The following is a 13,302-nucleotide window of genomic DNA, read 5'->3' as shown; positions in this document are numbered from 1 at the left end:
TTATGCTTCGTTAGATGCTTTCAAAATACGACTGCATGGTCTATTTTTTCCATAAAAAATAACACATTCCCACCATCCATGGCGGTCAGATGCTGGAGGTAGAGTAACGCAGGAGCTTGTTACCGAGAATCACTATTCGCTTCAATCATCTGCCTTGCCTACAGCACTTTGAACTCCCGCTGAAAGATCACATATTTAATGAGATTGGTATAACTAACGTTTAGAGGGCCAAGGTAAATTTTCAGGTAATTGCCATTGATTACCCATCAGTTGTTGGCACTCGGTTAATGTAAAAAACTCGCCCAATAGAGGCTGTTGTTGAAAGGCATACTCTTGACCCAAATAATTGAAATGCAAACTATAAGCATGTAAATAACATCTATCACTAAGTTCTCCGCCGTAAAGTTGGTCGCCTGCAATGGGAACACCGATACTCGCTAAAGCCACTCTAAGTTGGTGGGTTTTACCACTCAATGGTTTCAGTAAATACAGCCGCTTACCTTGAACAATATGTTGGCTAAAAAACTGTGTTACCGCAGGGTTTTCAGTGGTTCGTAACAGTTTAAACATACTGCGTCGCGACTTAGCCATATCGCCAACAATCCAACCTTGCTTCTTTTTAGGCTTACCTGTAGCTATCGCTAAATAATATTTTTGGACTTTATGCTCAGTGAACATTTGGGTGAATACATTAGCCGCTTGAGGAGATTTAGCCACAATAAGCAAACCCGATGTGGGTGTATCGAGGCGATGAACGGGGTAAAGTTTATAGCCTAAATCGGCTTCGGCTTGTGCAATAACACCAGCACTTCCATCTTGACTATGGAAATGCACATTAGCAAACTTGCTGATAACAATAAAATCGACTTGATCACTGATCACTTGGTACATAGCTTACTCAACAATAATTAAAGAGGAGCTTAGGGAGATTATTTAAAATGAATACTCACCAATAAACCAGGGTGATTATCGTGTAATGAAATAGTCGCCTTATGACGCGAAAGAATTGCTTTTACCATAGATAAGCCTAAACCCGTTCCTTTGTAATGACGACTAGGGTCTAAACGGACAAGACGATCGAATACTCGCTCTTTATCTTCATCAATAATTCCCGGTCCATTATCACTAATTTGAATATGTTTACCATGCTGCTTAATAGCGATTGTGGCACCGTCAGGTGAATATTTTATCGCGTTATCCACTAAATTGAACAACGCTTGAAATAATAAATACTTATCGCCATTAATATACACGTCGTCTTGTAAACTAATACTCAATTTTTGATCATGACTTTCTGCAATAACGTCAGCCATTTCAAATAAATCCTGACAAATTTGCTGCAAACTCACTGGCTGCAAGTCGAGCATTTGCTGACCTTCTTCGATGCGCGTTAACGATAACATTGCATCAAATGTGCCTAAACAATGGTCTAACTCTTCCAACAACTCAGCCGTAGCGTCAGCTAGCTCAGACGCAGGCTTTTGCGATAGTTGTTCAATACCTATGCGTAAATGCGATAACGGTGTACGTAAATCATGGGCAATATTATCTGTCACACCACGCACAGCACGTAAATTTTGCTCTAGGGTGTCAAGTACCAAGTTAAATTGCCGCGCAAGCATATCAAATTCATCTTGGCTTTCGCTGACTGGCAGGCGTGTTTCGTAATGTCCCGATTCAATTTGTTCACTTAAACGATTATATTCGACCAGTCGTCTAAGGATGGCTTTGGAGAAAATGTAACCCAAAGCCAATGTTAAACCCAAAGTAAATGCGACGGCCCAAAATGCAGCGTTAATAAACTTCTCTATTAATGTTGCTAAATGATCGGTTCGTGTTGCAATAAGCACGGGGCCATAACGAGTAATAACTAACCCACCGGTAAGAATGTGCAGCTTGTCTGGGCCACCAGTAAAAATAGGAAAGTCTTTCGTTTCGGGGAGCTGTGGCATATTTTCAGGTAAAAAAGTCAGCGCCCCCACCATATCAACACTATTGCGCCAAGCAATCAGGGCAGTTTTAGGATCAGCAGCACGAATTTGTGCAGCAAAACTACGACGATTAACCGTTAACGCTAATTGTTGATAGCGCTGCATTTCTGCTGCAAGGTGTTTATCTACCTGATTTTGTTGCTCAATTACCAACTGTCGATAAAGGCTGAGCACCAACATAACAATGAGTATTGTTACTAAGGTTGAAAATATCAGCGTGATCCGCCACGCACTACTTTGGTAAGGCTTAATGCCTTTTGCAAAGGCGATAACCAGCCCCTCTTACCGTTTCAATTAATTCACCGTGTCCAAGTTCTTCAAACTTGCGACGTAATTTGGCAATGTGTACGTCAATCACATTGGTGCGAGGGTCAAAATGGTAGTCCCACACAGCTTCAAATAATAGTGTGCGGCTAATAACTTGGTTAGGATGTTCCATTAAATACTTAAGTAACTGGAACTCTTTTGGTTGCAGCATTAACTCGCTATCATCGAGTGTCACTTTACGGGTTAACAATTCCATCTTTAAACTACCCACTTCGATGTCTGTTGCTGCGGGTTCGACGATGTTACGCTGAGCCAGTTTCTCTGCACGGACTAATAGTTCGGCAAAGGCAAAAGGCTTAGTCATGTAATCATCACCGCCAGCACGCAAGCCTTTTACGCGCTCATCCACATGACTTAGTGCCGACAAAATGAGTACAGGGGTTTTATTACCACTGGTACGTAAAGCAGATAATAATGTTAAGCCATCAAGCTTGGGCAGCATGCGGTCGAGGATCAGTAAATCATATTGGTTATGTTTTGCTAGCGTAAGCCCTTCTTGACCATCTGTGGCGCTATCAACCTGATAATTCTGAGCAGTAAATCCATCAGCTACATACTTTAACGTAGTAGCATCATCTTCAACCAATAAAATACGCATAGTCATAGAGTCATTAATCCCATTTGAGCAGAGGTAGTGGACGTAGAGTTTCAATATCGAAAGCGATGGTATTTCTACTATCTTGATTGAGTAATTTTAGTTCGAGATAACTAATTGATAAGTCGTGATCTAATTCCGCTTGTGTTAAATATCCTTGTTGATTTTCAATCGCAAGAGTCACTAACTCAGAAAACTTCATATGCTTAGCCTGGAGCATTTTTGCTGCATTGACTTGACCAATATCATCGGTGGCATAAGCAGACGATTTTTCAGCCAGTAATATTCCGTCGACTGCACGATACTCGTATTTACTGATCTGGTGAGTTTCTACGTTAACCATAGAAATTTTATACACCAGCAAGCCTTCTTCAACATCAACATCAAAGTCACAAATTGTGCCTTCATCTTGTTGTTCTAATTGCTTCATGACCGTTATTGGCTTTAAAAATTCACCCTTGTTCAATAACGAGTGCATAGATGGTGTGGCCATCACGGCACAAGGAAGAAAGCATATTGCTAGCAGCAACCGAACCATCACAAGCCTCTATATAATTGAAAACACTATTACACCACTACTCTACCTAAGAGCGGCCAAAGTCCCAAGAAATCTAAGATTAATAATTGATCATAAAGACCATTTAGCAACATGATTAATTGTTGTTATTGACTCAGAATATGGATCTGATCTGACTTGAGAGCAATCGTTGTTTGAACACCTTCAGCTAATGCCAATTTATGCACCAAATGAGTAGGTACATCGGCATTAATGATAGAACCAATACCGACCACTGATGCGATGACCCGTGATGACTCACCCATAACCAATACTGATTGAATTAACACTTCTAATTTATTGACGCTTTTACACAGCCGGCCACTACTAATAGCATTAAAACGAATACCTTGATTTGGAATAACCCAGCGGATTGATTGACCAACAGTTAATGTCGGTGCGCTGTCGCTGACAATGAGTTCATCACCAAGTGTAAACGTGGTCATATTACGGTCAACATCTTGCGCTACTACTTGGCCGTCAAAAATATTCCTTAACCCCATTTGCCTTGCAACAGATTCATCATTAGGGTGAGATAATACCTCAAACGGTCTACCTTGTTGGAGCATTTTCCCCTGACTAATCAATATCATTTGATCAGCCAATAAAAGAGCTTCATTAATATCATGCGTCACCATGACCACTGGAATAGACAATTGTTGTTTTAAGCGAGCTAACTCTATATATAAGCGTTCACGGGTTTCTCGATCCACCGCAGAAAAGGGCTCATCAAGTAACAAAATCGCAGGTTCTCGCGCTAGCGCGCGCGCAAGCGCAACCCGTTGACGTTGTCCGCCAGATAATTGTGCTGGTAAACGATCAGGTAAACCATGCAAATTAACACGTTCTAACCAGTCTAAAGCACGCTGTTTACGTAATGCTTTTGGTACATGGTCAAGTCCAGAAATGACATTGTCGAGTGCAGATAAGTGCGGGAATAAGCCAAAATGTTGTGGCATATAACCGATATGTCGTTGTTGGGGTGTTAACGAAATGGACTTATTTGCATCAAACCATAATATATCACCACAATGAATATGGCCCTGCTGTGGTATGGTCAACCCGGCAATCATTCTCAGTAAGGTTGTTTTACCGCCACCAGAAGGGCCGACTACCGCTAAAACTTCCCCTGCCCGGCAACTAAAATGCGCTTTAAGTGGAATTGGGGATAATTGTGAAATATCACATATAATATCAGCGCTGTGAGGCACCATGATGCCCTCCTAAACGCTTCGACATACTGGTAGTCAATGCTAACGCACTCACCGCAAACAATAGCAACACCAAAGACATCATTCCTGCGGAATCAAAATCGAATGCCTGCACACTATCATAAATTGCTATCGAAATGGTTTTGGTTTCACCAGCAATATTACCACCCAGCATTAGCACTACGCCAAACTCCCCTAGCACATGAGAAAAACACAATACAACGGCAGTTAATATACCAGGCCATATCATCGGTAATTCTATTCTAAAAAAGATACGCAATCGGCTCATACCGCAACATGCTGCAGCGTCACGAATATCTATTGGGATTGTTTCAAACGCACGCTGAATAGGTTGAACGGCAAAAGGAATATTAACGATGATAGAAGCGATAACCAAGCCAGAAAAATGAAATACCAGTTGTTGTCCGGTTAATTTTTCAACCCATTGACCAATAAAACTCTGATTCCCTAATCCCACCAGCAGATAATAACCAATCACCGTTGGCGGCAACACCAACGGCACCATAATTAAAGCCTCAAGCCATGATTTACCGTTAAACTGACGAAAAGCTAATTCTCGGCCAACCAGCACCGCCAACGGAATTAATAGCAATACCGTAAAACAACTCAGCTTGGCCGATAACCACAGAGCTTGCCAATCCATTAGTCAGTCTTCTTCTGTATGGCCTTGGGTAAATTAAACCCAAATTGAATCAATATTTTCTGCGCATCGGGTGATTGCATATATTGATAAAAGCGTTCTGCGGTTTCGGAAGCATGGGGCATTAATGCCATCCGTTGATTGAGAGGTTGATATAATGAATCAGGAATTACCACATAATCACCACGCTTTAAAAACTCAGGGTTCAACACCAAGGATAACGGGACGATACCACCTTGAGTCGATCCACTAATAGTGAACTGAGCAGCTTGTGAGGCATTCTCACCTAGGATTAAAGTCGGTTGTATCGCATCCCATAAACCTTTTGCTTTTAACACTTCACGAGCTCGCTCACCATAAGGAGCATGATCTGGATTAGCAATCGCAAAACGCGACAGTTTAGCATCATTCAGCAATTGCCCGACCCCTACTAATTCTGGGTCCAAAATCAGCGGCGATGCCTTAGGTGCGGCAAGAGCAAGGCGACCGACGGCATAAATGATGCCCTCATTTTGAGTAAAGCCAGCTTGATATAAATTATCAATATAAGCCTCGTCAGCACTGAGCATCATCTCAAACGGTGCACCATGTTTAATTTGAGTAACAAAATTACCCGATGAACCATAACTTATCCGCAAAGCCAAACCGGTTTGTTGTTGAAAACGTATCGCTATCTCATCTACGGCAAACTTTATGTTGGCAGCAGCAGCAATGGCTGGTGTATCACTCGCGACACTGGCTGAACTGACCCCTAACAGGCCAATAATAGCTAACAATGACACAATGCCACTTCTACGAAGTGGGTGATAACAGGAAAAAAGTATTTGGATAATAGTGATGTTTATGAAAGACATTAAGAGTTTATCCTCGGTATATCTAGCTAGGCAATGTAAGTAAAATGACTTTTACCACATTTTTGCTGCTTGCTGATCGCTGTCGCGTGCTTCAACCCATTTAGAGCCAGTATCACCCACTTCAAGCTTCCAAAAAGGCGCTTTCGTTTTTAAATAATCAATTAAAAATTCACAGGCAGCAAAAGCAGCTTTACGATGCGCACTCGTCACCCCAATAAAGACAATTTGTTCGCCAAGCGCCAATGTACCAACGCGGTGAATAATAGTCACTTTATTTAAAGGCCATCGTTCACAAGCTTGTTGGCTAATTTGCATTAATACCGATTCTGTCATTCCAGGGTAGTGCTCTAAGGTTAAATCGGTCACTGCGCTGCCATCATTGAAATCACGCACTTTACCGACAAAATTAACCACCGCACCGTCTTGATTATCGCAGGCCAGCAGCGCATATTCATCTGCAACATTAAAGTCTTCGGTGTGCACTCGCACCATGATTTGATTATTCATTCTAACCTCCTGTCACGGGAGGGAAAAACGCAACTTCATCACCATCTTTTACAGGAGAATTCCACTGACTCATGGTTTGATTTATAGCCACCAGCAGTTTATCTGATGCCAATACTTTAGCCCATTTATCATCTGTCGCGGCTAAGGCTGCACGTAAGGCTTCGGCGGTATCGATATTATCGGCAGTATGTTCAATTTTAGCGGTGCCTAATAATTCGCGGATTTGAGCAAAAAATAACACTTGGATCATAGTGGTCTCTCAATGCATTTATTTAACAAACATATTGGGTGTACGTTAGCTTTTATAAGCCAAATTAGGCTTGAAAGTGACCCGATTTTCCGCCACGCTTTTCAAGCAAACGAACCTGAGAAATAATCATATCTTTTTGTACCGCTTTGCACATATCGTAAATCGTCAATGCCGCCACAGAGGCCGCCGTTAGAGCTTCCATTTCAACGCCCGTTTTACCCGACAACTTACACAAACTGGTAATACGAACACGATTATGTTCAGGTTGAGCCTCTAGATCTACTTCTACTTTAGTTAGCATTAGTGGATGACATAAAGGAATTAAATCTGAGGTTTTCTTCGCGGCTTGAATGCCCGCTATTCTCGCGGTGGCAAACACATCACCCTTGTGATGGCTGCCATTCATTATCATCGCCAAAGTATCGGGTGCCATATCAATAAAAGCTTCGGCACGGGCTTCGCGTTCGGTGACGGCTTTTTCAGTTACATCAACCATATGGGCATTGCCATCGGCGTTAATATGGGTAAAACGATTGCTCATACTTTTACAGCCTTAATAAAATTCAATGTCTACCGACTGAGCGTCAATGACATTATGGGTGTCGTATTAGTTTGATTAGTATTAAAATGGCTTAACCACCAATAGAGGCAAGGTGTTGAGTCACACCTGTGATACCTTGATGCAAATAATGAGTTTCTTTTTTCTGCGCTAACTGACCATGTAAACGGCTAATTAATTCATCTCGCTGAGAGGCATCTTGCAATAAATCACGCAAATCGACGCCATTTTCAGTAAATAAACATAAATGTAACTTACCTTTTGCAGAAACGCGTAAACGGTTACAGCTGGCACAAAAGTTCTTCGCATAAGGCATGATTAAGCCAATACGACCTCGGTAATCTGAATGACTGAAGTTTTGTGCAGGACCATCATCAACATCAGGCAGATCATACAACCAGCCTTCTCGTTCAAGTTGTTTTTTAATCTCCACGCCCGCGAGATGATGGGCGTTAAAATAATCATGACCTAAACCAGTTTCCATCAACTCAATAAAACGTAAATCAATGGGTGTATTTTTAATCCAATGTAAAAAACGCGGTAAATCTTTATCATTAAGACCTTTTAACAACACGGCATTAATCTTGACTCGCTCAAACCCAGCCTCAAGAGCGGCATCAATACCACGCATCACTTGGTCGAATTTATTTTCACCGGTAATTTGGTAAAACATTTTAGGATCTAAACTATCAACTGACACATTAATGCGTCGCAGCCCAGCGTCATACCATTCTTTAGCATGCTGTTGTAAGCGATAACCATTAGTTGTCATGGCCACTGTATTAATATTAGGGTTATCGGCAACAATCCGCACGATGTCGGTAAAGTCTTTACGAAGTGTGGGTTCGCCACCAGTGATACGAATTTTTTGCGTGCCTACTTCACCAAAACCGGCAACTAAATTGTCAATCTCGTTGAGAGTTAAAAACGTAGGTTTACCGTCTGGGCGATAGCCGTCGGGCAAGCAATAAGTACATTTGAAGTTACACACATCAGTCACAGACATGCGTAAATAATGAAAACGTCGACCAAAACTGTCTTGTAATTGGGACATGTTAACCTTTCCAAGTGTGGGAGGTAAGTGCATTTCTTTACTCACCCCGGTGGCAAAATTACCACGGCTAACTGCCCGTATCATTGACTTAGGGCAAAAAGCTCGGAGAACCGTCAGATCTAATTATAGGCCTATTTGCTATTTTACAAATACCCCTTTAGGTTAATATCTTAACAAAAAAGATTATCTGTTAACGATTTGTGACTCGACTCACGCTGACAAGATTGCGTTTGCTACTGTGACAAAAGTAAATTTTGCGGTAAGGTAAGTAAAAGGATAAAACGATCGTTTACTTATCGTTATATAAAAACAATAAACCCGCGATGAACGGGAAACTTTGAAAGGTGAGAACATGGAACGCGAGTCAATGGAGTTCGACGTAGTAATTGTCGGTGCAGGCCCTGCAGGTTTAGCTACCGCTTGTCGTTTAATGCAAATATCTAAAGATGCCGATAAAGAGATCACCGTTTGTGTGGTAGAAAAAGGCTCTGAAGTTGGTGCTCATATATTGTCGGGAGCCGTATTTGAACCTGATGTACTGGATGAATTGTTTAGTGATTGGCGTGACTCGGACATTCCCCTAAACACTAAAGTTACCCATGATGAAATCTATCTGCTTAATTCAGAAACTAAATCTCGTTTAATGCCAAATAGCTTAGTCCCGAAGACTATGCACAATAATGATAACTACATTATCAGTGTGGGTAACTTAGCACGCTGGTTGGCAAACAAGGCGGAAAGCATGGGAGTAGAGATTTTCCCGGGTTTCGCTGCTAGTGAGTTGTTATTTAATGATGACAACAGTGTGAAAGGTATTTTAATAGGTGACATGGGTGTTGGAGAGAATGGTCAACACAAAGACAGCTACATGCCTGGTATGGAGTTACATGCTAAATACACAGTATTTTCAGAAGGCTGCCGTGGCCACCTTGGCAAACAACTTATTCAAAAGTATCACTTAGATAATGGTAAAACGCCACAACATTATGGTTTAGGGTTTAAAGAAATTTGGAAAATTCCCGCCGAACAACATCAACAAGGCAAAGTGGTCCATACTGGTGGCTGGCCTTTAGTGAATGGTTCATCTGGTGGCGGATTTTTATATCACATGGATGATAACCAAGTCGCCGTGGGATTAATTATCGATCTCAATTATAAAAACCCTCACCTCAGTCCATTTGATGAATTCCAACGCTATAAAACGCATCCCGTTATCGCTAAAACATTAACGGGTGGTGAACGCCTAACCTACGGTGCACGAGCCATCGCCAAGGGTGGACTCAATTCCTTACCCAAAATGAGTTTCCCTGGCGGCTTAATTATTGGTTGTAATGCAGGAACACTTAACTTCGCCAAAATCAAGGGCACTCATACCGCCATAAAGAGTGGTATTATTGCAGCAAAAACCTTAGGTGAAGGCCTCATTGCTGGCATCGACGGCGGTAAAGATCTCGACTGCTTCCAACAACGCTTCGAAGAAAGCTGGTTACATGATGAACTATTCCAATCACGTAATTTTGGCCCTGCATTACATAAATTTGGAACATTATTAGGTGGGGCTTTTAACTATATAGACCAAAATTGGTTTGGTGGTAAGTTTCCTGTCACCTTCAGAGATACAACACCAGACTATGCCACAATGGGCTTAGCCAGTGATTACAATAAAATTGATTACCCTAAACCTGACGGTAAATTAAGTTTTGATAAATTATCGTCAGTTTATTTATCGAATACTTTTCACGAAGAAGACCAGCTATGTCATTTACGTTTAAAGGACCAAAGCATTCCTATTTCAATCAATTTAGTTAAATATGATGAACCGGCTCAACGTTACTGCCCTGCCGGTGTTTACGAAGTCGTTGAAGAGGCTGGTGACAAAAAGTTTGTTATTAATGGTCAAAATTGCATTCACTGTAAAACCTGTGACATAAAAGATCCAAGCCAAAATATTACTTGGGTTACGCCAGAAGGCGGTGGTGGGCCAAACTACCCCAACATGTAATCTTATTACAGCCTGTCGTTATTTTATTGGCTACTGTCAAAAAACGCGCCCTAAATAGTGGTGCGTTTTTTTTGTTTTATCGACTATCATTAATCGCATAAATTAAAACAACCTACACCCAAAAACGATTTTGCTTACTGAATTAACTTAAGAGCAAAATAACTTTAAATTGATTGTCATGTTTTCAGTATATTTTAATGATACTCCCTAGAGGCTGTTGTAAATGAATACATTTAATACCCTTACCATTAAGCAAAAAATCTTGCTTACGGTAACTTTAGCCGTGCTTTTATCAACAATATTAGTCGGACTGCTCAGCCAGAGAAGTGCGAAACAAATCGTAGAACAACGAATGCTTAACTCGGAAATGCCGAGTTTATTAATGCAGATTCGTAATGAAGTAGACCTAGAAATTAGCAGCTTAATGCAAGCGTCAAAACAGCTAGCGAACAGTCGAATGTTGCTTCAATGGTTGCAAAATGATCGTCCTGCCGAGCAAGAAAGCCTCGTGATAGCAGAACTGAATGACCTAAAAGATCAATACGGCTTGGCTCAAGCATCCTATGCAGATAGAGAAACTGCCGCTTACTATAACCAAAATGGTTTTCTACGAATATTAAACCAACAACAAGATGCTTGGTTTTTTGACTTTAGAGATAGTACACAAGAGCGAATGTTGACTGTCTTTACCGAAGAAAATGGTGAGGTCAAACTCTATATTACCTACCAACAAACTGATGGCCGTGGCTTAGTGAGTTTAGGTAAATCGTTAGATGATATGGTTAATTTACTGGCTTCATTTAAAATAGAAGACACTGGGTTTGTATATTTAGTTGATACTCATGGTGACGTAAAACTGCATCAAGACACTAATAAAATAGGTAAAACAACACTTAGCACTCTTTACCCAAATGCCAACACAGGCCCACTATTGAATAAAAATGACTTTAATCTAGTCAAAGCTGATGTCGATGGTCAATCGATGTTAATTGCCAGTAGTTATATTAAATCAATGGATTGGTATTTGGTTGCTCAAGTACCTGAAGCAGAGGTCTTTGCGCTATTACAAGAGTCTGCTTATCAGATTTTATTGTGGACAATTATCATCGCAGCAGTATTTATCGCCATTTCAATCTTTGTTGCTGGTTCGGTTAGTCGTCCTATTGCACAAGTTGCAGAACTGTTTCGCAACATTGGTGAAGGTGAAGGCGATTTACGCCAAAGACTACCCGTTAATGGAAATGATGAAATAGCACAACTCGCTCGTGGGTTTAATAGTTTCATCAGCAAAATCCAAGATACCGTAGCCGAAGTTGCCAAAACGAGTGAGCAATTAGGTTTATCGGCGCTTGATGTATCAAACCAATCCCATCAAACGCTGGATGATAGCCAATTACAAAAAGATCGGACCATCATGGTTGTCACTGCAATTAATGAAATGGGGGCTACCGTCAACGAAATTGCCACCAGCGCAGCACAAGCAGCTGTCACTGCACGCGATGCAGATACCGAATCTGTTGATGGCCAAAAAGTCGTCACTCGTGCACGTTCAACAATTAATCAACTTTCTAAAGATGTAGAACAAGTTGGAGACGTGATTGAGTCTTTGGCCACACACACCAAATCGATTGGCAGTATTTTAGATGTTATTCGCGCAATTTCAGAACAAACTAACTTATTGGCACTAAATGCCGCGATTGAAGCCGCTCGCGCGGGTGAGGCTGGCCGAGGTTTTGCTGTCGTTGCAGATGAAGTGCGTAACCTCGCGTCACGAACAGCAGCATCAACCAACGAAGTACAAAATATGATTGATAAATTACAATCCGAAACTGGCCGAGCAGTAAGTGCAATGGAACAATCTCGTAGTCGTTCTCGTGAAGGGGTGGCCGCTGTGGATGAAGCAAGCCAATCATTGAGTGGCATCAGCGAACGCATTGCACTAATTAGCGACATGAACATTCAAGTGGCAGCCGCAACAGAAGAGCAATCTACTGTAGTAGAAGACATTAATCGTAATGTAACGGAAATCAACGATATTACTCAGCGTACAACCAATACAGCCCATGCAGCTGCAAATGCAAGTAAATCACTAAACCAACTTGCAAGCCGACTTGATTCTCTCGTAGCTCGCTTTAAAGTGTAACGCTATTATACAAACTAAAACGCCACTTATTAAAGTGGCGTTTTTTATGGATATCATTCGCTATTGCAACGCGCTTTGGGTCTTACAATCCACGGAATATGGAATAAGAGATCAAAAGATCATCATCAACACTCAGTTACTAATTGTTATGTGTTTTACTCACAAAAAAATTGATGAAACAAGCAAAGTAAAGGGCTATTTTAAAGACGTTTGTTATCCCTTCTTCAGGTTACTTAAGAAATTTAATAGTGAGTGGATATTGGTAAGCAATGCCATCACTGGCTTTAACAATTGCTATAATCGTGCAAATAACATCAAACAATGCCAGAGCCGCCAGCAGTAATACACCCACACCAACCAAAATCAATATGGCCGACACCGTGGCATAAATGCATATACTCAATTTGAAATTTAGACAATTTTTACCGCACTGGTTTGCAAATTCAAACTCATCTCGTTTCATTAACCAAATAATTAATGGTCCGAGTATGCTGCCGAGTGGAAAAACATAACCAGCAAAACTAGCGGCGTGGATTAATAGCCCCATATCTTTGGCTTGTTTGTTCACTTCGACGACGGGTGTGCTCATTTG

General features: G+C 41.2%; 14 protein-coding genes and 1 riboswitch. Of the genes, 2 read left to right on the top strand and 12 right to left on the bottom strand.

Translation table 11 applies throughout. The features are described 5' to 3' along the window. Positions 1–213: 213 nt before the first annotated feature. The 11 genes from ACWXWT_RS09375 to moaA form a co-directional block, all read right to left on the bottom strand. Entirely contained in the window at positions 214–891 is a 678-nt protein-coding gene (locus ACWXWT_RS09375) for a TIGR01621 family pseudouridine synthase (RefSeq protein ID WP_456041317.1), read from the bottom strand. 38 nt (positions 892–929) lie between these two features. Continuing rightward, entirely contained in the window at positions 930–2,171 is a 1,242-nt protein-coding gene (locus ACWXWT_RS09370; protein ID WP_456041316.1) for a sensor histidine kinase, read from the bottom strand. 67 nt (positions 2,172–2,238) lie between these two features. Next, the gene (locus ACWXWT_RS09365; protein ID WP_456041320.1) at positions 2,239–2,916 is read right to left on the bottom strand and encodes a response regulator transcription factor; all 678 of its coding nucleotides are present in this window, start codon (positions 2,914–2,916) and stop codon (positions 2,239–2,241) included. Between the two features lie 13 nt (positions 2,917–2,929). Beyond that, positions 2,930–3,406 (bottom strand): hypothetical protein, encoded by a 477-nt coding sequence (locus tag ACWXWT_RS09360; protein WP_456041315.1) that lies wholly within the window; start codon positions 3,404–3,406, stop codon positions 2,930–2,932. 170 nt (positions 3,407–3,576) lie between these two features. Further along, a complete protein-coding gene (locus ACWXWT_RS09355) occupies positions 3,577–4,683 on the bottom strand; it encodes an ABC transporter ATP-binding protein (RefSeq protein WP_456041314.1) in 1,107 nt (368 codons plus the stop codon). Then, positions 4,664–5,344: a molybdate ABC transporter permease subunit gene (modB, locus tag ACWXWT_RS09350; protein ID WP_456041313.1), complete on the bottom strand. Its 681-nt coding sequence runs from the start codon at positions 5,342–5,344 to the stop codon at positions 4,664–4,666. Before modB ends, ACWXWT_RS09355 begins: the two co-directional genes overlap by 20 nt. Continuing rightward, entirely contained in the window at positions 5,344–6,171 is an 828-nt protein-coding gene (gene modA / locus ACWXWT_RS09345; RefSeq protein WP_456041319.1) for a molybdate ABC transporter substrate-binding protein, read from the bottom strand. The genes modB and modA overlap by 1 nt, the downstream gene beginning before the upstream one ends. A 75-nt stretch (positions 6,172–6,246) precedes the next feature. Continuing rightward, on the bottom strand, positions 6,247–6,702 hold the full coding sequence (moaE, locus tag ACWXWT_RS09340) for a molybdopterin synthase catalytic subunit MoaE (RefSeq protein ID WP_456041312.1): 456 nt from the start codon (positions 6,700–6,702) through the stop codon (positions 6,247–6,249). Position 6,703: 1 nt separating this feature from the next. Continuing rightward, positions 6,704–6,952: a molybdopterin synthase sulfur carrier subunit gene (gene moaD, locus ACWXWT_RS09335; RefSeq protein ID WP_456041311.1), complete on the bottom strand. Its 249-nt coding sequence runs from the start codon at positions 6,950–6,952 to the stop codon at positions 6,704–6,706. A 64-nt stretch (positions 6,953–7,016) separates the two neighbouring features. Beyond that, the gene (gene moaC / locus ACWXWT_RS09330; protein WP_456041310.1) at positions 7,017–7,493 is read right to left on the bottom strand and encodes a cyclic pyranopterin monophosphate synthase MoaC; all 477 of its coding nucleotides are present in this window, start codon (positions 7,491–7,493) and stop codon (positions 7,017–7,019) included. Positions 7,494–7,584: 91 nt separating this feature from the next. Beyond that, a complete protein-coding gene (gene moaA / locus ACWXWT_RS09325) occupies positions 7,585–8,565 on the bottom strand; it encodes a GTP 3',8-cyclase MoaA (protein WP_456041309.1) in 981 nt (326 codons plus the stop codon). Beyond that, positions 8,553–8,685: riboswitch (molybdenum cofactor riboswitch) on the bottom strand. Its footprint overlaps the gene before it by 13 nt. A 232-nt stretch (positions 8,686–8,917) precedes the next feature. Here moaA and ACWXWT_RS09320 point away from each other — a divergent pair. Further along, complete coding sequence (locus ACWXWT_RS09320; protein ID WP_456041308.1) at positions 8,918–10,567, top strand: electron transfer flavoprotein-ubiquinone oxidoreductase; 1,650 nt, start codon at positions 8,918–8,920, stop codon at positions 10,565–10,567. Between the two features lie 223 nt (positions 10,568–10,790). Next, positions 10,791–12,710 (top strand): methyl-accepting chemotaxis protein, encoded by a 1,920-nt coding sequence (locus tag ACWXWT_RS09315; protein WP_456041307.1) that lies wholly within the window; start codon positions 10,791–10,793, stop codon positions 12,708–12,710. A 229-nt stretch (positions 12,711–12,939) separates the two neighbouring features. Here ACWXWT_RS09315 and ACWXWT_RS09310 read toward each other — a convergent pair whose 3' ends face one another. Further along, a complete protein-coding gene (locus tag ACWXWT_RS09310) occupies positions 12,940–13,299 on the bottom strand; it encodes a DUF4870 domain-containing protein (RefSeq protein ID WP_456041306.1) in 360 nt (119 codons plus the stop codon). Positions 13,300–13,302: the final 3 nt, after the last annotated feature.

The sequence above is a fragment of the Shewanella sp. A22 genome, from assembly GCF_053850585.1.
Note: the sequence above shows the minus strand (reverse complement) of the source record. Positions and strands in the feature narration are given on the sequence as shown.

What these genes read in the sequence shown, in the direction of transcription:
- ACWXWT_RS09375 (WP_456041317.1), bottom strand. Translation starts at nt 891, where the DNA reads ATGTACCAAGTGATCAGTGATCAAGTCGATTTTATTGTTATCAGCAAG.
- ACWXWT_RS09370 (WP_456041316.1), bottom strand. Translation starts at nt 2,171, where the DNA reads ATGTTGGTGCTCAGCCTTTATCGACAGTTGGTAATTGAGCAACAAAAT.
- ACWXWT_RS09365 (WP_456041320.1), bottom strand. Translation starts at nt 2,916, where the DNA reads ATGCGTATTTTATTGGTTGAAGATGATGCTACTACGTTAAAGTATGTA.
- ACWXWT_RS09360 (WP_456041315.1), bottom strand. Translation starts at nt 3,406, where the DNA reads ATGGCCACACCATCTATGCACTCGTTATTGAACAAGGGTGAATTTTTA.
- ACWXWT_RS09355 (WP_456041314.1), bottom strand. Translation starts at nt 4,683, where the DNA reads ATGGTGCCTCACAGCGCTGATATTATATGTGATATTTCACAATTATCC.
- modB (WP_456041313.1), bottom strand. Translation starts at nt 5,344, where the DNA reads ATGGATTGGCAAGCTCTGTGGTTATCGGCCAAGCTGAGTTGTTTTACG.
- moaE (WP_456041312.1), bottom strand. Translation starts at nt 6,702, where the DNA reads ATGAATAATCAAATCATGGTGCGAGTGCACACCGAAGACTTTAATGTT.
- moaD (WP_456041311.1), bottom strand. Translation starts at nt 6,952, where the DNA reads ATGATCCAAGTGTTATTTTTTGCTCAAATCCGCGAATTATTAGGCACC.
- moaC (WP_456041310.1), bottom strand. Translation starts at nt 7,493, where the DNA reads ATGAGCAATCGTTTTACCCATATTAACGCCGATGGCAATGCCCATATG.
- moaA (WP_456041309.1), bottom strand. Translation starts at nt 8,565, where the DNA reads ATGTCCCAATTACAAGACAGTTTTGGTCGACGTTTTCATTATTTACGC.
- ACWXWT_RS09320 (WP_456041308.1), top strand. Translation starts at nt 8,918, where the DNA reads ATGGAACGCGAGTCAATGGAGTTCGACGTAGTAATTGTCGGTGCAGGC.
- ACWXWT_RS09315 (WP_456041307.1), top strand. Translation starts at nt 10,791, where the DNA reads ATGAATACATTTAATACCCTTACCATTAAGCAAAAAATCTTGCTTACG.
- ACWXWT_RS09310 (WP_456041306.1), bottom strand. Translation starts at nt 13,299, where the DNA reads ATGAGCACACCCGTCGTCGAAGTGAACAAACAAGCCAAAGATATGGGG.